This is a genomic window from Paraburkholderia solisilvae, assembly GCF_902859875.1.
Classification (GTDB): Bacteria; Pseudomonadota; Gammaproteobacteria; order Burkholderiales; family Burkholderiaceae; genus Paraburkholderia; species Paraburkholderia solisilvae.
This window is the reverse complement of the sequence record NZ_CADIKF010000019.1, coordinates 1-23,364: the sequence shown is the minus strand read 5'-3', so window position 1 is coordinate 23,364 and position 23,364 is coordinate 1. Positions and strand designations below refer to the sequence as shown.

General features: G+C 64.5%; 22 protein-coding genes. 7 read left to right on the top strand and 15 right to left on the bottom strand.

The genetic code is table 11. The annotated features are described in order from the left end of the window. Positions 1 to 35: 35 nt before the first annotated feature. Entirely contained in the window at positions 36 to 722 is a 687-nt protein-coding gene (locus HV675_RS13640; RefSeq protein ID WP_175111448.1) for a hypothetical protein, read from the bottom strand. Positions 723 to 1,018: 296 nt separating this feature from the next. On the opposite strand from HV675_RS13640, the gene HV675_RS13635 reads away from it, so the two are divergent. The 3 genes from HV675_RS13635 (at position 1,019) to serB (ending at position 4,277) form a co-directional block, all read left to right on the top strand. Beyond that, complete coding sequence (locus HV675_RS13635) at positions 1,019 to 1,672, top strand: hypothetical protein (RefSeq protein ID WP_246270248.1); 654 nt, start codon at positions 1,019 to 1,021, stop codon at positions 1,670 to 1,672. A 19-nt stretch (positions 1,673 to 1,691) separates the two neighbouring features. Next, complete coding sequence (locus tag HV675_RS13630) at positions 1,692 to 3,077, top strand: alkaline phosphatase family protein (protein WP_246270246.1); 1,386 nt, start codon at positions 1,692 to 1,694, stop codon at positions 3,075 to 3,077. Positions 3,078 to 3,431: 354 nt separating this feature from the next. Continuing rightward, complete coding sequence (gene serB, locus HV675_RS13625; RefSeq protein ID WP_175111447.1) at positions 3,432 to 4,277, top strand: phosphoserine phosphatase SerB; 846 nt, start codon at positions 3,432 to 3,434, stop codon at positions 4,275 to 4,277. A gap of 105 nt (positions 4,278 to 4,382) precedes the next feature. Here serB and HV675_RS13620 read toward each other — a convergent pair whose 3' ends face one another. The 4 genes from HV675_RS13620 to rimO all read right to left on the bottom strand — a co-directional run bounded on the left by HV675_RS13620 (position 4,383) and on the right by rimO (position 8,870). Beyond that, positions 4,383 to 5,570 (bottom strand): cystathionine beta-lyase, encoded by a 1,188-nt coding sequence (locus HV675_RS13620; protein WP_175111446.1) that lies wholly within the window; start codon positions 5,568 to 5,570, stop codon positions 4,383 to 4,385. A gap of 103 nt (positions 5,571 to 5,673) precedes the next feature. Beyond that, positions 5,674 to 6,357 (bottom strand): hypothetical protein, encoded by a 684-nt coding sequence (locus HV675_RS13615; RefSeq protein ID WP_175111445.1) that lies wholly within the window; start codon positions 6,355 to 6,357, stop codon positions 5,674 to 5,676. A 177-nt stretch (positions 6,358 to 6,534) separates the two neighbouring features. Next, positions 6,535 to 7,476: a sugar kinase gene (locus HV675_RS13610; RefSeq protein ID WP_175111444.1), complete on the bottom strand. Its 942-nt coding sequence runs from the start codon at positions 7,474 to 7,476 to the stop codon at positions 6,535 to 6,537. 2 nt (positions 7,477 to 7,478) lie between these two features. Then, complete coding sequence (rimO, locus tag HV675_RS13605; protein ID WP_175111443.1) at positions 7,479 to 8,870, bottom strand: 30S ribosomal protein S12 methylthiotransferase RimO; 1,392 nt, start codon at positions 8,868 to 8,870, stop codon at positions 7,479 to 7,481. Between the two features lie 187 nt (positions 8,871 to 9,057). Here rimO and HV675_RS13600 point away from each other — a divergent pair, with 187 nt between their 5' ends. Together HV675_RS13600 and HV675_RS13595 are read left to right on the top strand one after the other, a co-directional pair. Then, entirely contained in the window at positions 9,058 to 9,384 is a 327-nt protein-coding gene (locus HV675_RS13600; protein WP_175111442.1) for a type II toxin-antitoxin system RelE/ParE family toxin, read from the top strand. Then, positions 9,377 to 9,724 (top strand): helix-turn-helix domain-containing protein, encoded by a 348-nt coding sequence (locus HV675_RS13595; RefSeq protein ID WP_175111441.1) that lies wholly within the window; start codon positions 9,377 to 9,379, stop codon positions 9,722 to 9,724. Before HV675_RS13600 ends, HV675_RS13595 begins: the two co-directional genes overlap by 8 nt. Before the next feature lie 85 nt (positions 9,725 to 9,809). Here HV675_RS13595 and phaR read toward each other — a convergent pair whose 3' ends face one another. From phaR to HV675_RS13565, 6 genes are all read right to left on the bottom strand, one after another. After that, complete coding sequence (gene phaR / locus HV675_RS13590; RefSeq protein ID WP_175111440.1) at positions 9,810 to 10,382, bottom strand: polyhydroxyalkanoate synthesis repressor PhaR; 573 nt, start codon at positions 10,380 to 10,382, stop codon at positions 9,810 to 9,812. A 177-nt stretch (positions 10,383 to 10,559) separates the two neighbouring features. Further along, positions 10,560 to 11,300 carry a 3-ketoacyl-ACP reductase gene (locus tag HV675_RS13585; protein ID WP_175111439.1) on the bottom strand — a complete coding sequence of 247 codons (741 nt, stop codon included), beginning with the start codon at positions 11,298 to 11,300 and terminating at the stop codon, positions 10,560 to 10,562. A 168-nt stretch (positions 11,301 to 11,468) separates the two neighbouring features. Next, complete coding sequence (locus tag HV675_RS13580; RefSeq protein WP_175111438.1) at positions 11,469 to 12,650, bottom strand: acetyl-CoA C-acetyltransferase; 1,182 nt, start codon at positions 12,648 to 12,650, stop codon at positions 11,469 to 11,471. 138 nt (positions 12,651 to 12,788) lie between these two features. Then, the gene (gene phaC / locus HV675_RS13575; RefSeq protein ID WP_175111437.1) at positions 12,789 to 14,747 is read right to left on the bottom strand and encodes a class I poly(R)-hydroxyalkanoic acid synthase; all 1,959 of its coding nucleotides are present in this window, start codon (positions 14,745 to 14,747) and stop codon (positions 12,789 to 12,791) included. Positions 14,748 to 15,268: 521 nt separating this feature from the next. After that, complete coding sequence (gene pgeF / locus HV675_RS13570) at positions 15,269 to 16,111, bottom strand: peptidoglycan editing factor PgeF (RefSeq protein WP_175111436.1); 843 nt, start codon at positions 16,109 to 16,111, stop codon at positions 15,269 to 15,271. Beyond that, a complete protein-coding gene (locus HV675_RS13565; protein ID WP_175111435.1) occupies positions 16,108 to 17,478 on the bottom strand; it encodes an RluA family pseudouridine synthase in 1,371 nt (456 codons plus the stop codon). The genes pgeF and HV675_RS13565 overlap by 4 nt, the downstream gene beginning before the upstream one ends. Before the next feature lie 50 nt (positions 17,479 to 17,528). Here HV675_RS13565 and HV675_RS13560 point away from each other — a divergent pair, with 50 nt between their 5' ends. Continuing rightward, the gene (locus HV675_RS13560; RefSeq protein WP_175111434.1) at positions 17,529 to 18,407 is read left to right on the top strand and encodes an outer membrane protein assembly factor BamD; all 879 of its coding nucleotides are present in this window, start codon (positions 17,529 to 17,531) and stop codon (positions 18,405 to 18,407) included. A 97-nt stretch (positions 18,408 to 18,504) separates the two neighbouring features. Here the strand turns inward: HV675_RS13560 and rlmD are convergent, their stop codons facing one another. Then, positions 18,505 to 19,968, bottom strand: a complete 1,464-nt coding sequence (gene rlmD / locus HV675_RS13555; RefSeq protein WP_175111433.1) for a 23S rRNA (uracil(1939)-C(5))-methyltransferase RlmD — start codon at positions 19,966 to 19,968, stop codon at positions 18,505 to 18,507. A 68-nt stretch (positions 19,969 to 20,036) separates the two neighbouring features. Between rlmD and HV675_RS13550 the strand changes: the two genes are divergently transcribed. Continuing rightward, positions 20,037 to 20,900 carry an endonuclease/exonuclease/phosphatase family protein gene (locus HV675_RS13550; RefSeq protein WP_175111432.1) on the top strand — a complete coding sequence of 288 codons (864 nt, stop codon included), beginning with the start codon at positions 20,037 to 20,039 and terminating at the stop codon, positions 20,898 to 20,900. Between the two features lie 76 nt (positions 20,901 to 20,976). Here HV675_RS13550 and HV675_RS13545 read toward each other — a convergent pair whose 3' ends face one another. The 3 genes from HV675_RS13545 to HV675_RS13535 form a co-directional block, all read right to left on the bottom strand. Next, positions 20,977 to 21,753: a 3'-5' exonuclease gene (locus tag HV675_RS13545; RefSeq protein WP_175111431.1), complete on the bottom strand. Its 777-nt coding sequence runs from the start codon at positions 21,751 to 21,753 to the stop codon at positions 20,977 to 20,979. Positions 21,754 to 21,757: 4 nt separating this feature from the next. Next, on the bottom strand, positions 21,758 to 22,861 hold the full coding sequence (gene rpoS, locus HV675_RS13540) for an RNA polymerase sigma factor RpoS (protein WP_175111430.1): 1,104 nt from the start codon (positions 22,859 to 22,861) through the stop codon (positions 21,758 to 21,760). Between the two features lie 12 nt (positions 22,862 to 22,873). Further along, positions 22,874 to 23,364 (bottom strand): murein hydrolase activator EnvC family protein (locus tag HV675_RS13535; RefSeq protein ID WP_175111429.1); only part of this gene is annotated, 491 nt, incomplete at its 5' end.

Here is a 23,364-nt window from a genome sequence, read left to right as displayed (position 1 = left end):
GTCGCGCGGGGTCAGGCCACGCTGGGTCAGGCCACTCAGGATCGCGGCCCACGCTGTTCGAAGAGCCCGGTAGCGCTGCGCTCCGCTGGCGGCGATTCGACGACGAGTGCAGAACGCCCTATCCGTTTCTGATCCCTCTCACGCTCGTCGACGCCTCCCTCCGTTTCCCGGGCCACCGCCTCTCTGCCCTCAATGCGTTCGTGGCGCTCCTGCACCTCGCGCAATTGCGCCGATGCATCGGCATTCTTCGAGTCGTGCGTCGCACCGAACCAGTACGCCGTCACAAGGCGCGCCTCGCTCATGAAATACATCAACACGCAGCCGGCGGTTGCGGCGACCGACGGATCGTGCAGCGCGTGATCCGCGAAGCCAAGCAGCACGGCGAACACGACAAGAATAGTCGCTAACACCACCGCGGCTGTAAGCAATGGGCGCATGAAAACGTACTTGCCACGCTGCCTTTCGTCATTACGCGAATACGTGACGTTCCGTACGACACCCAGACTTCCCCACAGGCCACGCTGCGCGCGCACCGCGTCGACAGCAGGTCCGGCCGCCCTGCTCCCCCCTGTGCGCAGTACGTAAGCAACGAGGTCCGCGCGGCTTTGCGCTTCAGCGGAACGGAGCGTCTCGAGCAGCGCCGGGTCGGCTGCGATCGCCGCCGCTGCAGCAGCAGGATCGTCAGCGGCGGTTCCGGTGATCGACGCAACGATCGCGTGCACGGGTCCTGTGTTCGCGTCGTGCGAGCGCAGTGCGGAGCCCAGCAAAGGCGCATGCTGGGCAATCGTATCGGCGAGGTCGGGCCATCTCATGTGGAACGCTCGTTGAGATTGAGTGAACGCCGCTGTCTACGCAGGTCATCACGACATACGCGTCGGCGGTGTCGATTACCAATACAACACCGAGCGATCCGCGATATTCCTGAACAGCCGATATTGCGTGTCGGCTTCGCTCCTCCACGACACGGCTTCGTTCACCGCTTTGCACTCGCATACCCCGTCGTTACGCTTAGCTCGTCATGCAACACGACGACATGCTCGTGCATATTGAATCCATGTCATACAGGCTTGGGCGGGCCGCGCAAACAACAAGCGAAGCTGGAGTGGATATGAATCGGACAGAAACTGAAACTGTGCTGATGATGCGTAAAGCAGCGGCGGGCGCGCGACACCTGCGCTACCTGTACGCGGCGTTTATCGGATGCGCCATGTCCGCGTCGCGATTCGCATTCGGACAGACGGCTGCGCTGCCCGCGTCGGTCGGCGGCGCATCAGGCGTTGCGGTGGATGGTGTGTTGAAAGACGGTATCGTGATCGGCATGGCGGTCGTCATGTTCATTGGCCTGCTGATCGTGATCAAGACATTGCGCGTTCAGAAATGGAGTCTTGCAACGGCGTTGTCCGAGGAGGCCAGCCTCCCGGAAGGCACGCCAACGCCAGGTGCCGGACAGGCGCCGCCGATGGTCGCCAGTTCGTCACGGCTCATTGCGCTGATCGGTATGATCGTGCTGGGCACTTTTTTTATTGCGGTCGGCTTTTACGTTGTCTTGCAACTGTATTCTGGCCAACCCATCGATAAAGCGAACGCGGCCTGGGGCTTTTTCGCATCGGGCGCTACCTTGTTCCTGCCGTATGGCGCGAACAAACTGTCGAGTGCATTCCAGATCAAATAACGCCACGAGAGAGCAACTGATGTCCGCTATCAGCAAGATCAAGAAGATGTTCGTCTTAATGCTGGAAAACCGCTCCTACGACAACGTGTTCGGCTGGTCCGATCTGCGTGGCTGGACAACGGACGGAACGCCGACCCAGGCAGATGGGCTGATTGGAAAACCCCCTTTTCAGAATACCGACGTCAACGGTGTTTCTTTTCAGGTCGCGCAAGGTGCGCCATATCGCTTTTCATTCGATCCGGGCCACGAGTTCACCGATACGCTCGTGCAACTGTGCGGCCCCGCTAACGCTCGCGCCTTCATCCCCGACGCGCCGAAGGATTCCGCCACGCTGAGCAACGGGAAATATCCCGCGCTGGCGAGCGATGCGAATGGCTACGGGTTTGCATGCGATCTTGGCGCGCACGGCTATGACGTCGCGACCGGGCTGCGCGGTTATTCGCCGGACCAACTGCCGGTATTGAACTTTCTCGCGCATCAGTTCGCGGTCTGCGACCGCTGGTTTTCGTCGATGCCGGGGCCGACATGGCCGAACCGGTTCTTCGCACTGGCCGGCACGTCCTGGGGACTCGACCATTCGCCGAGCAGCCTGGATACGGTCGTCTCGAGCCTGTTCGACGGCGCCAAGTTCGGCAATGGCAGCGATTCGCTGCTCACCCGGCTGACTCCGCAAGAATGGTTGGTCGCTCACGGCGATATTCCGCAATCGTGGTCTTTGAAAGGCGCCGACGCGCATCCCACACGCTTCGTCAAACATGCCGACCTGATCGCGAGCCTCGCGAGCGGCAACGTGGATGCGAGTTTCATTTTCATCGAGCCAACCTACGATCCGATCGGCGGTTTCCGCAACGGCGAATCGATGCATCCGACCGGCGATGTCCGCCGCGGCGAAGCGCTCGTCGAGCAGATGTACAACGCGATCAGGAATTCGCCGTACTGGGAGGAGAGCCTGCTGTTGATTGTGTTCGACGAGCATGGCGGCTTTTTCGACCACGTCATTCCCGACCCGTCCGTCGTCTCCGGCATGCCGGCGCTCGAGCCGCAGAAGCCTACTGCACTGACCAAACGCGACTTCCGCTTTGACCGGTATGGCTTCAGAGTCCCGGCCATCGTCGTATCGCCATACGTCAAGCAGGGCACCATCGATCATTCGTTTCACGATCATCTGTCGATGGCGAAGACGTTGTCGCTGATCGTGCAACGCTCGAATCCGCCATTGCTCGACACACCGCGATTCGCGAACGCTACGGATTTCGCGTCGTTACTCACGCTCAGTCAGCCGCGCAAGGCTGAGGACATTCACCCCTGCCCGCATGCGTTGCCGATCGAACCGCCCACGCGCCCGACCACGATCAATCACGCCGCGGCCGCATTCAATACGCTTGATTTTCCGGTTCAATCGTAAGCGTGTAGCCAGTCTTGCCATGACCCACTTCTTTTTAGCGCGAGTTCGTAGCCGATCCGGATAACTGCGCGCGATGTTCTCGCGCGCCACCTCCTTGCCGGTGCGCTTGTCGAGCTGCTTGTAGCCGATCGGATCGATCGAGCGCCGGTCGCTGTGCCTGTGCCATGCGATGCTGTGTATTGGCCTCGCACGGCGAGTCTCACGAAGCAGGCGCCCCTTGTTTGTATCGGCCCCCGTATGACGGCCGGCTTCGGCGAGCATGGCGGACCCGTTACAATAGGCGGATTTTCCGCGGCGCCCACGCGCCGCATCGCCTGCCGGACCACGCCCTTTTAGCGCCCTTTCCGCGTCGACATGAACCTCGTTATTCAAAGCCCCGCGCCGCTCTCCGCCGATCATCGCAAACCACTCACCGCGCTCGCGCACGGCTCACCCGCCATCGTCGTCGATGAACACGCGGTCCGCATCGAAAACGCGAATCCGGCGCAGCGCGCGGACCTCGATGTGTATTGCGGCACGCACGAGCTCGATTACGCGTTCGTCGAACCCGGCTTGCGCCTGACCGATTTCGGCCTCGTCGCGATGGACATGGATTCGACGCTGATCACGATCGAATGCATCGACGAAGTCGCGGACTTCTGCGGGCTCAAGGCGGAAGTGGCCGCCATTACCGAAGCATCGATGCGCGGCGAAATCAAGGACTTCGACGAAAGCCTCACGCGCCGCGTCGCGCTGTTGAAGGGTCTCGACGCGAGCGCGCTCGAACGGGTCTACGAAGAGCGCCTGCAGCTGTCGCCGGGCGCCGAACGCATGCTCGCCGGCGTAAAGGCCGCCGGACTCAAGACGCTGCTGGTGTCGGGCGGCTTCACGTTTTTCACCGACAGGCTGCAGGCGCGCCTGAGCCTCGATTTCACGCGCGCGAACACGCTTGAAATTGCCGACGGCAAGCTGACCGGACGCGTGCTCGGCGAGATCGTCAATGCGGATGTGAAGGCGCGGATGCTGCGCGAAGCGTGCGCCACGCTTGGCATCGAACCGCGCCGCGCCATCGCGCTCGGCGACGGTTCGAACGATCTGAAGATGATGGACGCCGCCGGGCTCTCAGTCGCGTTCCGCGCGAAACCGGTGGTGCGCGAAACGGCGAGCGTCGCGTTCAATTACGTCGGGCTGGACGGCTTGCTGCGGCTCTTTGCGGCGTAAGCGCGCGAAGCGGCACGGGTTCGCTGGACAAAAAGGTGGCAACGCACGTTTAGCCGGCGGCGATAAGCGACACGCCACCACACGCGCGTCGCGTAACGGATCGCGTCAGCCCGCAAGCGCCACGAGACAGCGCTCGAGATCCGCGCGCAAATCCGCCTCTTCCTCGAGCCCCATATAGAAGCGCACCAGCGTGCCGCGATACGGCCAGTCGGACGCGCTGCGCATCGACGCGATGTCGTACGGCATCACGAGGCTCGCGCTGCCGCCCCAGCTCCAGCCGATCGCAAAGAGTTCGAGCGACTCGCAAAACGTATCGATCTGCGCGGCGCTGTAGCGCTCATCGAAGACGACCGAGAACAGTCCGCCCGCGCCGCTGAAATCGCGCTCGTAAATCGCATGCCCGGGGCAATCCGGCAGCGCCGGATGCAGCACCGCGGCGATTTCAGGCCGCGTCTTCAGCCACCGCGCGAGCGCGAGCGCCGTGCGGTCATGTTGCTGGAAGCGCACCTGCAGCGACGGCAGGCTGCGCAGGATCAGCGAGCAGTCGTCCGACGATACGCCGATCCCCATGCGCATTCGCGCGAGTTTCAGCTTGTGATGCATCGCGGGCTCGGCGGTGATCGTCGCACCCATCAGCACGTCGGCGCCGCCCGATTGATACTTGGTCAGCGCCTGCACCGAGACATCCACGCCGTGTTCGAACGGCCGGAACGCGATGCCCGCCGACCATGTGTTGTCGATCGCCGTGACGATATTGCGCGCGCGCGCCACCGCGGTGATCGCGGGAATGTCGGACACTTCCATCGTCACCGAGCCGGGTGCTTCGAGCCAGATCAGGCGCGTATTCGGCTGGATCAGTTCGGCGATCCGCGCGCCGATCATCGGGTCGTAGTAGCGCGCGGTCACGCCGAAGTCGCGGGCGAGCCAGTCGCCGTGATCGCGGGTCGGCGAGTACACGTTGTCCGGAATCAGCACATCGTCGCCTGATTTAGCGAACCCGAAAAACACGTTGGAAATGGACGACAGTCCGGACGGCTGCAGCAGTGCGTGATGACCGCCTTCGAGCGCGGCGAGGCGCTGCGCGAGCACGATCTGCGTGGGCGTCGCGTGCAGGCCGTAACGCCATTGCGCGTCGTTGCGCCAGTCGAGCGCGCGCATCGTCGCGAGGTCCGGAAAGACCACCGTCGACGCGCGTGCGACCGGCACCGAGAACGATTCGAAACCGGGCGTCAGGTCGTCCTGCGGATGAACGATGCGCGTCTGCAAACCGTGTTTCGGAGGGGATTGGGTCATATCGGTTGTCCCGTTTTGTTGTCGGTCCGGAAAAGCCTGAAAGATGGCGTGTGGGCTGCCGCACCGCATGCAGCGCGCTGCGGCCCCCGGATGCGGTCTATCGTCAATCGCCGGTGCGCAGGTTGCTCACACCGTTGACCGACTGGCCGCCGGATGGCGCATGGTTCGGCTCACCGGCAGGTGCGGCGGCCGCAGGCGGCGGTACGGGCGGTACGGCCGGGCCGGCGCCGGGTCCCGATGCAGCCGCCTGCGGCGTGTCGTCCGGCAATGTGGCCGGTGCGCCCGCTGGCGGCACAGGCGCCCCGGCCGCCAGCGGACGCAGGTCGAACGCCAGAGGATTCGAATCGTCGACGTTCATCCGCTCGCCCGACAGCGTGCCGTCGGCTGCGACCTTGCCGACCCAGTTGCCGGTGATGTGCGTGCCGTCGTTCGATTCCTCGACTTCGAGCGTATCGTCCGCGCGGTCGCCGGCGATCAGGATCACTTCGCCGGTATCGGTGAACTGATACTCGCCGTGCACGCCGGACGGATCGTCGGTTTTCGGTCCGAGCCGCAACACGATCTGGCGCGTGCCGAGCATGCCCGCGTAGCGCGGGAATTTCGCATACTCGGGACTCGGCTTCAGCGGCAACTGGATCGGCGGCGGCGCCGCCAGTGCCTTCACCGCGTCGCTTTGCGCGTGTGCGGCAAGCGAAAAGGACGCGCCCGCCATCATCAGCGCGACCGCCGTCGCGTGGAGCATGCCGCGTGCTCGTGCGCGGCGCCGGTTCGGCTTGGTTTGCTGCATTCGATGATTCCCTTGCTTGTGCCTGATTTGTGCGTAGTTTGCGCGTGGCCGTGATGCCTTTGCAACGCCTGACGCTGCACCGCCCTTCCGCGCGGCCGCGCTGTTTCCCGCAGTGTCCCGCTGTTCCCTTTTGTCGCGGTTTCGTCGCGCACACTCGTGCGACGATGCTCGCCCAGCCTACCCGGCGAGCAGCTGCTCGACCGCCGCGCGATCCGGAATCGGTGCGACCGCGCCGTAGCCGAGCGTCGACAGCGCGGCTGCGGCGTTCGCATAACGCGCGGCGGCAAACGGGTCGTCGCCGGCGACCAGACGCGCGATAAAGGCGCCGCCGAAACAGTCGCCCGCACCGGTCGCATCGACCGCATTCACGTCGAGCGCGGGCACGACGCGCCGCTCGTCGCGCGTCGCCACATAGGCGCCCTCGCGGCCGAGCTTCAGCGCGACAACACGCGGCCCCAACGCCAGCAGAAAATCGACGATCGCATCGCGCTCCTCAAGGCCGGTCAGCACGGTGACGTCGTCCCAACTCGGCAGGCAGATATCGCATTGACGGATCGCTTCGAGCATCACGGCGCGCGCCCGTGCAAGCGGCCATAGCTTCAGGCGCAGGTTCGTATCGAAGCTGACGCGCGCGCCATGCGCGCGTGCATGCGCGAGCGCGGCAAACGCGGCATCGCAGGCCGTCACGCTGATCGCGAGGCTGATGCCCGACAGATGCACGACCTTGGCCGCGGCAAGCGCATCGAGCGGCAGGTCGTGCGGCGCATAGCGGCTCGCGGCCGACGCCGCGCGCAAATAATCGAACTGATGGCCCGCCGGCCCATGCGACACGAAATACACGCCAGTCGGCGCACGTTCATCGACCCGCACGCACGACGTATCGACGCACTCGCGCCGCCACAATTCGAGCAGCCATTCGCCGAACCGGTCGCCGCCGACCGCCGACACGAATCCGACCGATGCGCGCTGGCGGGCGGCGGCAATGCAGAAGTTCGACGTATCGCCGCCGAAGCCTTGCAGCCAGGTCGGCTGACCCGGCTGCGCCTGATTGAATTCGACCATCGCCTCGCCGAGCGCGAGAATGTCCGGCAGCGCGGCGGCGTGCGCGTGGTTCGCCATCCTCAGACCTCGCCCCACAGGTCGTGACCGTCCGCGCCGCTGATCTTCACCGACACGAAATCGCCGACCTTGTAGCGCTTCGACGCTTTTGTCGCCGGCGCGATATACACCACGCCGTCGATTTCCGGCGCATCCGCCGCGGTGCGGCCGACCCCGCCATCCGCGCTGATTTCGTCGACCAGCACCTTCAGTGTCTTGCCGACCTTGCGTGCCATCCGTTTCGCGGACACGGCTTCCGCCACTTCCATGAAACGCGCGCGGCGCGCTTCGCGCACCTCGTCGGGCAGCGCGCCGTCGAGTTCGTTCGCACTCGCGCCCTCGACCGGCGAATACGCGAAGCAGCCGACGCGATCGAGCTCCGCCTCGCGGATGAAATCGAGCAGCGTCTCGAACTGCGCGTCGGTCTCGCCCGGAAAGCCCGCGATAAAGGTGCTGCGGATGGTCAGGTCCGGGCAGACTTCGCGCCATGCGCGCACGCGCTCGAGCACCTTCTCCGCATTGGCCGGCCGCTTCATCCGCTTGAGCACGTCGGGGTGCGCGTGCTGGAACGGCACATCGAGATACGGCAGCACGTGGCCCTTGAACGGACCGTCGGCCATCATCGGAATCACTTCATCGACGCTCGGGTACGGGTACACGTAGTGCAGCCGCACCCAGGCGCCGTACTGCGCGGCCAGTTCGCCGAGCGCGGCGACGAGGTCGGTCATGCGCGTCTTGATCGGCTTGCCGTTCCAGAAACCGGTGCGATATTTGACGTCGACGCCGTACGCGCTCGTGTCCTGGGAAATGACGAGCAGTTCCTTGACGCCGGACTTGAACAGATTCTCCGCTTCGAGCATCACTTCCGCGACCGGCCGCGAGACGAGGTCGCCGCGCATCGACGGAATGATGCAGAACGTGCAGCGGTGGTTGCATCCCTCGGAGATCTTCAGGTACGCGTAATGGCGCGGCGTGAGCTTCACGCCTGCGGCGGGCACGAGATCGATGAATGGATCGTGCGGCTTCGGCAAATGGTTGTGCACCGCCTGCATCACCTCGCCGAGCGCATGCGGACCGGTCACCGCCAGCACTTTCGGATGCACTTCCTCGATGAGGCCGGAGCCGCTCGCGCTCTTCTTGGCGCCGAGACAGCCGGTGACGATCACCTTGCCGTTTTCGGTCAACGCTTCGCCGATCGCATCGAGGCTTTCCTGCACCGCTTCGTCGATAAAACCGCAGGTGTTGACGACCACGAGGTCGGCGCCGTCATAGGTGCCGGAGATCTCATAACCTTCGGCGCGCAACTGCGTGATGATCTGTTCGGAATCGACCAGGGCTTTCGGACAGCCGAGTGAGACGAATCCTACCTTCGGCGACGCCGACGGCTTATTGCTGGGGTGTGAAGTGGTATTCAACTTAGTACTTCCGGACGAGGGGCGCAAAAAACACCCCGAAGATAGACTGGCTGACCGCATTTTACCCGCAGCCGCCGCTGCGAAAGGACAGAGTTCAAATGAGTCAGTCTGCTTTTCTCACCAGCCCCACGTTTTCGCGCGAAAAAGACCGCTTGCATAGGGATAGCAAATTTGCTAATATCTGCCTATGACCTGGACCGTCGTTTATTTCAATGACCGGGTCAAACGTGAAGTCTTCGAATTGCCTGACGGCATCCTCGCAGGTTATCTGCGGCTCGTCGGCATCATGGAAGAGTTCGGCGCGGATTTACGCATGCCGCATTCGCGTGCAATGGGCGACGGTCTGTTCGAGTTGCGTCCGCGTGGCCAGGAAGGCATCGGGCGCGTGTTTTACTGCATGCATCGGGACCGGCAGGTCGTCGTTTTGCATTCTTTCGTCAAGAAGACGCAAGAAACGCCCGACGCCGAACTGAAAACGGCCCGCAAGCGTTTGAAGGAGGTACGCAATGCCTAAGATCACGTCCGCCGCAAGCGCGCGGCGCAGCGGCAATGCCGACGGGTTCGCCCCCGTCGCCCACACGAAGGCCGACACGGAGCAACGGCTCGCGAAGCCCGGCGTGCGGGCTGCCTACGATGCGCTCGACGACGAATATTCGGCGCTGCGCGTGCTGCTGTCGGCGCGCCGGGACGCAGGGCTCACGCAGGCGCAAATCGCCGAACGGATGGGCACGACCGCGTCCGCTGTGTCGCGGCTCGAAGCGTCGCTCACCAGCGAAAAGCATTCGCCGTCGTTTGCGACGCTGCGCAAGTACGCGGCCGCGTGCGGCAAGCGGCTCATCATTTCGTTCGCATAGGAACGACGCGCGGCAGCCATGCCGGCGCCGCGCACCCCTCAACGCGCGGCCGCGCCCTCGTCCATCACAACGCGGCCACGGTCCATCACTTCTTCTCCGGCTCCGGGTTCGGCGTGGCTTGCGTGAACGGAAACGTGCTGAACATCGTCTTCGCCTGGTTCTGCATCTGCTCCTGCATCTGCACGAACATATTCTTCGACTGCTCGATGTAGCTCGTCATCATGCCCTGCATCATCGGCGCCTGCATGTTCATGAACTGCGACCAGACCTCCGGGTTCATCGTCTTGCCTTCGTAAAGACCCTTCGACTGATCCGCGAGCTTGTTCTGGATGTCGATGAACGCCTGGATGTTCTTTTCCAGATACGTGCCCATCATCCCCTGCATCGCGTGGCCGTAGAAGCGGATGATCTGCGAGAGCATCAGCGACGAGAACATCGGCAAGCCGCCGCTCTCCTCTTCGAGAATGATCTGCAACAGAATGCTGCGCGTCAGGTCTTCGTTGCTCTTGGCATCGATGACCTTAAATTCCTCCTGGTCCAGCACCAGCTGCTTGACGTCAGTCAGCGTGATATAGGTGCTGGTCTCCGTATCGTACAGTCGACGGTTCGGATATTTCTTGATGAGTCGTTCGGCTGTTTTCTTTGTAGTAGTGGTCATGTAACGCCTTTGAGCGCCAATGCAGCGCGGACGCGGCGCCTCCCGAGTGCAATTCGGCATGCAATCCCATTACTGCGCGGATACCCGCAAGATTGCCTGCCCGATTGCCAGCGCGAGACGCCGCCGGACACACCTGAACCATGCGGCCCTGCTCCTGCGAGCGACGGACCGCGTGGATCAGCCCATATGCAGGCCGCCGTTCAACGAGAAGTCGGCGCCTGTTGCGAAGCCAGACTCTTCGGAAGCCAGCCACGCGACGATCGACGCGATCTCATCCGGCGAGCCCAACCGGCGCACAGGAATCGTCGCGACGATCTTCTCCAGCACGTCGGGGCGAATCGACTTCACCATGTCCGTGCCGATGTAGCCCGGCGAAACGGTATTCACCGTCACGCCCTTGGTGGCCACTTCCTGCGCAAGCGACATCGTAAAGCCGTGAATGCCGGCCTTGGCGGTCGAATAGTTCGTTTGACCGAACTGACCTTTCTGGCCATTCACCGACGAAATATTGATAATGCGGCCCCAGCCGCGCTCGACCATCCCGTCGATCACCTGCTTCGTGACATTGAAGAGACTCGTCAGGTTGGTGTCGATCACGGCGGTCCAGTCTTCGTGCGTCATCTTGCGGAACACGACGTCGCGCGTAATGCCCGCGTTGTTGACCAGCACGTCGATCTCGCCGCACTCGGCCTTGACCTTGTCGAACGCGGCCTTCGTCGAATCCCAGTCGCCGACGTTGCCTTCCGAAGCAACGAATTCGAAACCGAGCGCCTTCTGGTCTTCGAGCCACTTCGTGCGGCGCGGCGAGTTCGGGCCACAGCCTGCGATGACCTTGAAGCCCTGCTTCACGAGGCGCTGACAGATTCCCGTGCCGATGCCGCCCATGCCGCCTGTTACGTACGCAATTCGCTGTGACATAAATCTGACTCCATTATCGTTTGCGGAGGCGCCGGCCGGCCGCCTCCTTCATTGCCACACTCCCTGCTCGCCATCGGCATGCCAACGGGCTGACCCGCGGGTGACCAGAGCCGGTGGCGACCCGCGCCGGCGGCCACGCATCGCGTGGCGCCGCCGGCGCTCATTGCATCACGGGCGCTCGAGCGCGAGCGCAACACCCATTCCGCCGCCGATGCACAGCGACGCAAGACCGCGCTTCGCATCGCGCTTGATCATTTCATGCAGCAGCGTGACGAGCACGCGGCAGCCGGATGCGCCGATCGGGTGGCCGATCGCGATCGCACCGCCGTTCACGTTGATCTTCGACGTATCCCAGCCCATCTGCTTATGCACGGCGAGCGCCTGCGCGGCAAACGCCTCGTTGATTTCCGCGAGGTCGAGGTCGCCCACGCTCCAGCCCGCGCGCTCGAGGCAGCGGCGCGAGGCCGGCACCGGGCCCATGCCCATCACTTTCGGATCGACGCCTGCATTCGCATACGCCTTGATGCGCGCGAGCGGCGCGAGGCCGAGCGCTTCGGCCTTCTTCGCCGACATCACGACAACCGCCGCGGCGCCGTCGTTGATACCGGACGCGTTCGCGGCCGTCACGCTGCCTTCCTTCGAGAATGCGGGCTTCAACGCCGCGAGCGATTCAGCCGTCACGCCGTGACGCACGAACTCGTCGGTCGCGAACGACAGCGGCTCGCCCTTTTTCTGCGGAATCTGGATCGGCACGATTTCGTCGTTGAAACGGCCGGACTTCTGGGCCGCTTCCGCCTTGTTCTGCGACAGCGCGGCAAACGCGTCCTGCTGCTCGCGCGTAATGCCGTACTCCTTCGCAACGTTCTCGGCGGTCATCCCCATGTGGTACTGGTTGTACACGTCCCACAGGCCGTCGTAGATCATGCTGTCGATCAGCTTCACGTCGCCCATACGGAAACCGTCGCGCGAATTCGGCAGCACATGCGGCGCCGCGCTCATGTTCTCCTGGCCGCCCGCCACGATGATCTCCGCGTCGCCCGCGATGATCGCGTTGGCCGCCAGCATCACCGCCTTCAGGCCCGAGCCGCACACCTTGTTGATCGTCATGCCGGGCACCGCGACCGGCAGGCCGGCCTTGATCGACGCCTGGCGCGCCGGGTTCTGGCCGGAGCCGGCCGCGAGCACCTGGCCCATGATGACTTCGCTCACCTGATCGGGCTTCACGCCCGCGCGTTCGAGCACCGCGCGGATCACCGTGGCGCCGAGCTCAGGCGCGGGAATCCTGGCGAGCGAACCGCCGAATTTGCCGACGCCCGTGCGGGCCGCCGATACGATCACTACGTCAGTCATTTCGATTTCCTCCGGTACCGCGGCAGGTTGCGCCACGCTGTCCCGTCAAGTTAAAGATCCGCTCAGTCGTCACTGCTACCGTTGCCCGGCGTCGCGCAGCGCACGCGTCCGGGCATTACTGCATTCCCTCCCGTTGCGCTACTCGCGCTGCTGCACGTAGCGCCCCGGCGCCGGTTCGATGACCGGGAATTCGGCCGAACCGGCCTCGGCGCGCGGCTTCACTTTCTTGCCCGCGTGCTGGTCGAGCCACGCGGTCCATTCGGGCCACCAGCTGCCCGGCGTTTCGGTCGCGTGGTCGAACCACTCGTCGACATCGGCGGGCAAGGTCTTGTCGTCGCCATTCACCACCCAGTAGCTGCGCTTTTTCTTCGCCGGCGGATTGATCACGCCCGCGATATGACCGGACGCGCCGAGCACGAACTTCAACGGACCGGTGAGCAGCGGCACCGACGCGTACGCGGTCTGCCACGGCACGATATGGTCTTCGCGCGAGCCGTAGATAAACGTCGGCACGTCGATGCGCGACAGGTCCACCGGCTCGCCGCACACGGTCAGCTTGCCCGGCTCGCGCAGGCTGTTCTCGAGGTAGGTGTTGCGCAGATACCAGACGTACATCGGGCCCGGCAGGCTCGTCGAATCGCTGTTCCAGTACAGCAGATCGAACGGCACCGGCGTGCGGCCCTTCAGATAGTTGTCGACCACGTAGTTCCACACGAGGTCGTTCGGCCGCAGAAACGAGAACGTGTTCGCGAACTCGAGGCCGCGCATCAGCCCCGGCGGCGTGCCGTTCTTGCCGCCGATGGTCTGCTCGCGCATCTGCACATGCGCCTCGTCGACGAATACGTCGAGCACGCCGGTGTCGCAGAAGTCGAGCATCGCGGTCAGCAGCGTCATCGATGAAGCCGGGTGTTCGCCGCGCGCCGCGGCCACCGCGAGCGCGGTCGCGAGCATCGTGCCGCCGACGCAGAAGCCAAGCGTATTGATCTGCTCGCGTCCGCTGATCTGGCGCACGGTATCGATCGCGTCGAGCACGCCCTCATCGACGTAGTCATCCCACGTCTTGTGCGCAATCGATGCGTCCGCATTGCGCCAGGAGATCAGAAACACCTGATGGCCCGCTTCGAGCGCATGCGCGACGAGCGAGTTCTCCGGCTGCAGATCGAGAATGTAGAACTTGTTGATGCACGGCGGCACGATCAGCAGCGGCCGCTCGCGCACCGAAGCGGCGCGCGGCTTGTACTGGATCAGCTGGATCAGTTCGTTCTCGAACACGACCGAGCCTTCGGACATTGCGAGATTCTTGCCGACCACGAAACGCGACTCATCGGTCTGCGAGATCTTGCCGCGCTGCATGTCGGCGAGCAGATTCATCACCCCCTGGCGCAGGCTTTCGCCGTGGCTGTCGAGCAGCGTCTTTTGCGCCTCGGGGTTCAGCGCGAAGAAGTTGCTGGGCGAGGCGGCCGCGGTCCATTGCTGAACCGCGAAACGGATGCGCTCGCGGGTCTTCGGATCGGTTTCGAGCGCGTCGACCAGTTCCTGCAGATAGCGCGCATTCAGCAGATACCACGCAGCCATATACGCATAGACCGGGGTGGTCTTCCACGCGTCCGCGCTGAAGCGCCGGTCCTTCAGTTCCGGCGCGCTCGACGACGCGTGAGTCGCCTGCTGGAACAACTGCATCGCGTCGCGCGAATAATCGGACTGCAGCTTCTGAAGACGTTCCGGCGGAATGGCCGCGCTCGGCAGCGTCATGCCGGCGAACGCGTTGAACGGTTGCGCAAACGGCTGGGCGAGCGCCGGATTGAATGGCGCTTGCGCGCCTGGCGCAAAGGATGGGGTAAAAGGCTGAGCAATCTGTTTGGCGAACTGTTCAGCCCATTGCGGCATGCCAGCCGATGCCTGAGTGAAGTCGGGCATGCCTGGCACCGTAAACGGATTACCCTGCACCGCGGCCGGCGCGCCGATTGAACGCCATGCGTTCAACCATGCGTCGAATAACTGTTGAACTCCGGCGGCATTCGCGCCCGCCTGCGGTTGCGTGCGATCGGATGAGGTGTGCGTGCGTGAGGAAGTCGAGGAGTGTTGAGCTGCCACCATACCTGCTTTTGACCGGTGAGTCCTCGCGGACGGTTGAGAGGCAGGTGCCTTCACGCGCGGGCGGCGAAATGCTCGCGGCCGCCTACGCCCTGTCCCATTGGTGGGGAACATTCTTGCGCCCCATTGCAAGGCATGTCAATGCTTGAGTCCGATTTTGCCGCAGTGCGATATTTTTTTAATTATCGTTTTCCCCATGTAAGGGAATGCCCTTTCGCGGGCATGCTGCATGCGCTGCGCGAATCGGACAACGCGCCCATGGAATCAGGGTTTTCAGGGGGGCGGCGTGGGTCATGCAACGCGCCGCATCCGGACGACGCCGGCAACTCGCGCGTCGCACTGAAGGGTTTGCGCGGCGCAGCAATTTTGCGCATCGTCATGTGGGTTGCGGCTAGCCGCGGCGCGCGCGCCGGACGGCGCTTTTCCGGCTGGACCGCACGGTCCGTATGACCACACGGCCGACGACGCCGCCCACGACACGACGCGACATGACACGGCGGCACAGCACATGCCGTTGCCGGCATTTATTGCGCAAGCCAGATCAGCGCGGCCATGCGCCCCGTCACGCGATCACGCCGATACGAGTAATACCGCTCGCGCTGCGTGAACGTGCACTGATCGCCGCCGGTGATCTGCGTGATGCCGAGTTGCTGCACGAGCCGCTCGCGCGCGAGCGCCGGCAGGTCCGCGAGATATTTGCCCGGCGTGTCGGCGCGCGGCGCGAATGCGCGCGCGAGCGCGTCGCGTCGCGCGGCGCCGGCTGCGTCGATAAATGCATCGCGCACGTCGTCGCCCACCTCGAACGCGGACGGTCCGATGCACGGGCCGAGATACGCGTGCAACGCGGAGGGCTCAATACCGGCCGACGCGGCAACACGCCGCGCGGTGTTTTCGACGACACCGGCCGCAAGGCCGCGCCAGCCCGCATGGGCGGCGCCGACCGCGCGGCCGGCGGGGTCGCACAGCAGAACCGGCATGCAGTCCGCGATCATCACGACCGATACCGTGCCCGGCCGATCGGTCACGCTCGCATCGGCGCGCACCGGCGCATCGCCCGCTCGCGCGCCCGCCAGCACATCGTCAGCACTCACGACTTGTGCGCCATGCACCTGTTCGAGCCAGGCCGGCTCCGCGATGCCCGCCAGCATGCGCAGGCGCGCGCGGTTCGCGTCGACGTGCGCCGGATCGTCGCCCGCGCGCCGCCCGAGGTTCAGGCCGCCCGGCTGATCGCTGCCATCGCGCCAACGGCCGTACGGCGGCAGGCTCACGCCGCCGTTACGGGTCGTGATGAACGCGCGCACGCGCGGCGAGACGCGCCAGTCGGGTTGCAGCACGTCGGCAAGCGTGAGCTCGGGATGGGTCGTCATCGGCGGCGGTCCTTGTTCTCGTGGCGCGTGTCGAGCGTGTCTTCGCGACGGTCGTCGTCGCGGTTCTCTTGCGTGTCGTCTTCGTCGTACTCGTCGTCATCGCCGGCGTGCGCGCCGTCGACACCGTCGTCCGTCTCACCGTCGTCCGCCGGCTCGGCGGCGTCATCGGGAAGCGGATCGTACGCGTCATCGTCACTGTATGCATCGTCGAAATCGTCTTCTTCCTCGCGGTCGAAGCCGAGCGCGGCGCACAGTTGCGAGAGATCGTCGGGCGCGTCGGCGCGCCATTGCATCGCGCGGCGCGTCTGCGGATGAATCAGGCCCAGCCGCCATGCATGCAGCGCCTGGCGTGCGAAGCCGCCGGGCAGCGGCGTCACCGATCGCTTGCCGCGCGCGCGCCCGTAGACCGGATCGCCGAGCAGCGGATGGCCGGTATGCGCGCAATGCACTCGAATCTGATGCGTGCGCCCGGTTTCGAGATCGCAGTGAATGGCCGACACCGGCTGCCGCTCCCACACGACCGTCGCCACGCGCCGGAAATGCGTGCGCGCCGGCTTGCCCGACGCGCCGGTCACGACCGCCATCCGGGTGCGCTCGCGCGGGTCGCGCCCGATCGGCGCGTCGATCGTGCCTTCTTCCGGCATGCCGCCCCACACGAGCGCAAGATAGCGGCGCTTGACCGTGCGCGCCTGCAACTGCCGCACGAGGTCGGTCTGCGCAGCGAGCGTACGCGCGACGACCATCAGCCCCGAGGTTTCCTTGTCGAGCCGGTGCACGATACCCGCGCGCGGCAGGCCGGCGGCCGCCGCGCCATAGCGATGCAACAGGCCGTTCAGCACGGTGCCGCTCCAGTTGCCGGCTGCCGGATGCACGACAAGCCCGGCAGGCTTGTTGATCACGACGATCGCCTCGTCTTCATAGACGATGTCGAGCGGCACCGGCTCAGGCGTGAACGCAAGCTGCTCGGGCAACAGATCCGGCACGAGCTCGACGGTCGCATCGAGCGGCACCGGTTGACGCACTTTCGCGGGCAGTCCGTCGACCCGCACGCGCTGCGCCTCGATCCAGCTTTGCAGCCGGCTGCGCGAGAATTCCGGAAATAGCTTCGCGAGCACCTTGTCGAGCCGCTCGCCCGCGAGCTCGGGCGGCACGCTGACGACGCGCGGCGCTTCGCCGGCCGACGCACTGCCGGGTTCAGGCGCGCGAGGCGCCGCTGCCGCATCGAGGAGGTCATCCGCAGGGAGATCGTCGTCGAGCGCATCGGCACACTCGGACGCCGCAGCTTCGGGGCGTGCTTCGCATCGGCTATAATCTTTGTCGCTATTCCGCGCGCCGGTTGCGGCGCCCGGAGTTTTAGAACGGGTCATCGAGACTGGTTACCTGACGTAATGCGCTTGACGTGAAGCTTGACTGGACAATGCGAGCCTTGAATATGATTACTCAAACGGCCCAGAGCGGGGCCAACAGCGCAGCAGCAAGCACCGCGCACCGCATTGCACGGCGTGCGGTTCGATATCTCGCGTGCCTGTGTGCCGTTGCGCTGGTCGCGGCCTGCCACGGCCTGCCCGAGAAGACCGATGAGACGGCCACGTGGACCAACAATAAATTATATAACGAGGCGCAAGACGCCCTGAGCGGCGGCGACTGGGGCAAGTGTGCGAAATATTTCGAAGCGCTCGAGGGTCGCGACCCGTTCGGCCACTTCGCGCAACAGGCGCAGATCAACGTCGCGTATTGCAACTGGAAGGATAGTGAAACCGCCGCGGCCGATCAGGCGATCGACCGCTTTATCCAGCTGCATCCGGATCACCCCGACATCGCGTACGCGTACTACCTGAAGGGCATGATCCACTTCAACGACGATCTCGGCCTGTTCGGCCGTTTCTCGGGTCAGGACATGAGCGAGCGCGACCCGAAGTCGTTGCGCGAGTCGTATGACGCGTTCAAGGTAGTCGTCGACAAGTATCCGCAGAGCAAATACGCGCCGGACGCCGCGCAGCGCATGCGCTATATCGTGAACGCGCTTGCGTCGCACGAGGTGCACGCGGCCGACTATTACTACCGTCGCGGCGCATATGTGGCGGCCATCAACCGCGCGCAGCTCGCGATCAAGGAGTACAAGAACGCGCCGGCAATCGAGGACGCGCTGCATATCATGTGGCTGTCGTACGACAAGCTCGACCAGCCGCAACTCGCCGACGACACGAAACGCGTGCTCGCCGGCACCTTCCCGGACAGCCCGTACATCACGGGCCATGCGCGCCCCGGCAAGGAAAAATCGTGGTGGCAGTTCTGAGCCAGCCCCGCTGATGCGGTCGCTGCAACGAAAAACGCCACGGCAATGCCGTGGCGTTTTTCGTTATGGCAGCTCGCTGCGCGAGACGCGCGATCCGTCAGTCGCGCTCGAAAAGCGCAATCGATTCGACGTGCGACGTATGCGGGAACATGTTCACCACCCCCGCGCCCTTCAACCGATAACCGGCTTCATGCACCAGCAGCCCCGCATCGCGTGCGAGCGTCGCCGGATTGCACGACACGTACACGATCCGCTGCGGCAACGGTCCCGCGCCGCTTTGCGCGATCTCCGCGAGCGCCTTCGACAGGGCGAGCGCGCCTTCGCGCGGCGGGTCGATCAGGAATTTATCGAACGGACCTAGCGCGCGCAGGTCGTCGGCCGTGACTTCGAACAGATTGCGGCACGCAAACGACGTATGCGTGTCGACGCCGTTTTCCTGCGCATTCGCCCATGCGCGCGCGGTCAACGTTTCGCTGCCTTCGATGCCGACCACTTCGCGCGCGAGCCTCGCGAGCGGCAACGTGAAGTTGCCGATGCCGCAGAACAGGTCGAGCACCCGGTCGCTCTTCGCCGGCGCGAGCAGCCGCAACGCGCGGCCGACCAGCACGCGGTTGATTGCGTGATTCACCTGCGTGAAGTCGGTCGGCAGGAACGGCATGCGGATGCCGAACTCCGGCAGCGTGTAGTCGAGCTGCGCGTCGAGCGGATAGAACGGCACGACCGAATCCGGCCCTTTCGGCTGCAGCCAGAACTGCACGTTGTGCGCATCGGCAAAGTCGCGCAGCAGCTGTTCATCCGCCGCGTTGATCGGTTCGAGCACGCGCAGCACCAGCGCGGTCACCGTCGAGCCGACCGCGAGCTCGATCTGCGGCATGCGATCGCGAATCGACAGGCCATCGACGAGCTGGCGCAGCGGCACGAGCATCGCGGACACGTGCGGCGGCAGCACTTCGCAGCTCGTCATGTCGGCCACATAGCTGCTCTTGCGTTCATGGAAGCCGACCAGCACACCGCCCTTTTTCACGACGTGGCGCACAGTCAGACGCGCACGATAGCGGTAACCCCACGATGGACCGTGGATGGGCCGGAAGATGGTCTCGGCACGCAGCTTCGCGAGATGCGCGAGATTGTCTTCGAGCACGCGCTGCTTGACGGCAATCTGCGCGCGCACATCCAGATGCTGCATCGAACAACCGCCGCAGGTGCCGAAGAAGCGGCACTGCGGCCGGGTGCGAATCACGCTTTCGCGCAAAATATCGACAGCGATGGCCTGCTCGAAACTCGGCTTCCTTCTATAACTTGAATAGGTGACGCGTTCGCCGGGCAGCGCACCCTCGACGAAGATGACCTTGCCCGGCGTGCCGTCTTCGGTGACGGTGCGGCCCACGCCGCGCGCCTCCATATCGAGCGATTCGATGTCGAGCACCGGCAGCGGCGCGGACGGCACCGGCAGCGCGGTCACACCCGGGGCAGCGGGTTTGCGCTTCGCTGCGCGATTTGACCGGGGCCGCGCTTCAGCGAGCGACGCGGGTTGGCGGGGAGCGGTTTGAGACACCTGCAACTTCCTGACAGACGGTGAAGTGAAGGCGAGATTGTAGACGAACGGCAACCTCGAACGGAGATTTGACGATGCGACTGATCAGCTGGAATGTCCAGTGGGGACGCGGCGCCAGCGGCGAGGTGAGCTTGCCGCGCATGGTGAGCGAGGCCCGGCGCCTCGCGGACTTCGACGTGCTCTGCCTGCAGGAGGTCACGCGCGGCTTTAACGTGCTCGCCGGCCACCCGGGCGACGACCAGTTTGCCGAGCTGGCCGACGAACTGCCGGGCTTCACGGTGCTCGACGCAATCGGCGCCGATCTCGCGCCGCTGAAGCTCGACGGGCCGGGCGCGCCGCGCCGGCAGTTCGGTAACGCGCTCGCGACGCGGCTGCCGGTCGAGCGCGTGATCCGTCATGCGCTGCCGTGGCCCGCCGATGCGGACGCGCCGTCGATGCAGCGGGTCGCGCTGGAGGCCGTATTGCGCGCGCCTCGCGGGCCGTTGCGCGTGATCGTCACGCATCTCGAGTTCTATTCGCAGCCGCAGCGGCTCGCCCAGGTCGATGCGCTGCGCCGCATCCAGCAGGAAGCCGCCGCGCATGCGGCGAACCCGGCGCCGGCTGAGAACGCGATCGGGCCGTTCGTCGATACCACGCGCCCGGCAACCGCGATTGTCTGCGGCGATTTCAACAGTGCGTATGACAGCGATGCCTATCGGCGCATGCTCGCGCCGCTTGACGGCAGTCCGCCGTTTATCGACGCATGGACGGCGCTGCATCCGGGCGCCGCGCCGCCGCCGACCGCGGGCGTCTACGACACCGCGCAATGGCAGGACGGGCCGCTCACCTGCGACTTCGTGTTCGTCACCGACGATCTGCGCCGCCGGCTGCGCAGTTGCGAGATCGACGGCACGACGCGCGCGTCGGATCATCAGCCGATCGTGCTGGAGATCGATTGAATGCAATGCCAGCGGCAGAGGCCACGCGGTTGCTGCGGTGCAGGTAGCCGCAGCGACGCGCGGCAGGAAGATGGGATTAGCTGTCGAATGCCGCGAGATACTCGGCCCAATGCGGCGCCGGATCCTGCACGAGCGAGTTCTTCACGAACGCGATTTCGTCCGCATATTCTTCGGCCGAGAAACCACCGCGCATCAACTGGAACCGGCAATACAGCAAATAGGTATTGACCACGTCCGTTTCGCAATAGTTGCGGATCTCTTCAATCCGCCCTTGCTGGAACGCATGCCACACCTGGCCGCCGTCCATGCCGAGCTTGCCCGGAAAGCCGCACAGCTTCGCAAGCGCGTCGAGCGGCGCGTTCGCGCGCGCCTGATACATCGCAAGCACGTCCATCAGGTCCGTGTGGCGCGCATGATAGCGGCTGATGTAGTTGTTCCACTTGAATTCGCGGTCGTCCTCGCCGAGATCCCAGTAGCGGCTTGCGCTCACGCCGTTGACGAGCGCGCGGTAGTTCAGTACCGGCAAATCGAAGCCGCCGCCGTTCCACGACACCAGTTGCGGCGTGTACTTCTCGATCACGCGAAAAAACGACTGGACGAGCGCCGCTTCGCTGTCGGCCGGCATGCCGAGCGAGCGCACGCGAAAGCCGTTGTTGTCGCGAAACACGCATGAGATGGCCGCGATGCGCTGCAAATGATGCGGCAGAAAATCGCCGCCGGTCTTTTCGCGCCGCGCCGCGAACGCGAACTCGGCGACTTCGGCATCGGACAGCGTGGCGGGCAAATCTTCAAGCCGGCGAATGCCGGCGACATCGGGAATCGTCTCGATGTCGAATACGAGAATCGGCGTCATCAGATTAAAGAACGGCGTCCTTGCGCACGCCATTGGATGCGAAAAAGCGCTTCAGACGAACCAGCGCCTCCTGCTGGATCTGCCGCACCCGCTCGCGCGTGAGGCCCATTTCGTCGGCCAGTTCCTCGAGCGTGGCCGGTTCGATATGGTTCAGGCCGAAACGCCGTTCGATCACATGGCGATGCTTGTCGGACAAGCGCGCGAGCCACGCGCGCGTCAGCGTTTCCAGTTCGCGATGCTGCACTTCGGCATCCGGCGACTGGCTCTGGTCGTCCGACAGCAGGTCGAGCAGGCTGCTCGCCGGATCCAGATCGAGCGGCGCGTCGAGCGAGGCGGTGTGTTCGTTGAGCGCGAGGATGTCGGTGACTTCGTCGCTGGTCTTGCCGGTCAGGTAGGCGATGTCGTCGATGCTGGCGTCGCGACGGTCCGCCGCGTCGCCCGAATTCATCGAATTCTTTTCCAGATGGCGCTTTGCGCGCAGCACCTGATTCAGTTCGCGGATCACATGCACCGGCAGCCGCACCGTGCGCGCCTGGTTCATGATCGCGCGCTCAATGCTCTGGCGAATCCACCAGGTCGCGTAGGTCGAAAAACGGAAGCCGCGCGTCGGGTCGAATTTCTCGATTGCGTGCATCAGGCCGAGATTGCCTTCCTCGATCAGATCGAGCAGCGGCACGCCGCGGTTCAGGTATCCCTTGGCGATGCTGACCACGAGCCGCAGGTTGCGCTCGATCATCACCTGGCGCGCCTCGAACTCGCCCGCCTTCGCGAGCCGCGAAAAACGCTGCTCTTCCTCGACCGTCAGCAGCGGCTTGACGCTGATCCGGTTCAGATAGTGCTGGATCGTGTCCGCGGTCAGTTCGGCCTGCAGCAACGCGCGGAAATCGTCCGCATCCGGCGCGGCCTCGCTTGCGCCGTCGCGCGCCTCCGCATTGCCTTCGCCATCGTCGGCGGCGCGGCGATCGTCGGAATCGGCCGCGGTGTTGTCGAAATCGTCGGTGGTGTCGTCGTCGACATCCGAAGCGCCAGCCTCCTCCACCGATGCTTGCGTGGCACGGCTGATCGTCTCAGTCTCGGCTTGCGGCGGGCGGCGCTTCGATTTCGGCATGGTCGTAATCGCTTATTGCGGCGGCAAATACTTCATTGGGTCGACAGGTTTGCCCTGCCGGCGAACTTCGAAATGCAACATCACACGGTCTGAATCGCTGTTGCCCATCTCGGCGATCTTCTGCCCCTTCGTCACCGCGTCACCCTCTTTTACCATCAAAGCACTGTTGTGTGCATAGGCGGTAAGGTACGTTGCGTCATGCTTGATGATAATGAGATTGCCGTAACCGCGCAGCCCATTTCCGGCATAAACGACCCGGCCGTCCGCGGAAGCCTTGACTGGCTCGCCGAGGCTTCCGCCGATATTCAAACCTTTGTTTTTCGAATCGTCAAACGTGTTGAGCAGCGGACCGCGCACCGGCCACGCAAATGTCACGGCGCTCGGGCCCGCCGCGGCGTCGCTGGAGGCGGCGGGCGGCTGCGGCGGAATCGTCGCGGCGGTCGCACCCGGCGCGGTGCTGGTCGCGCCGTATAGCGGCGGCTGCGCGACGCCTGCGGCAGCCG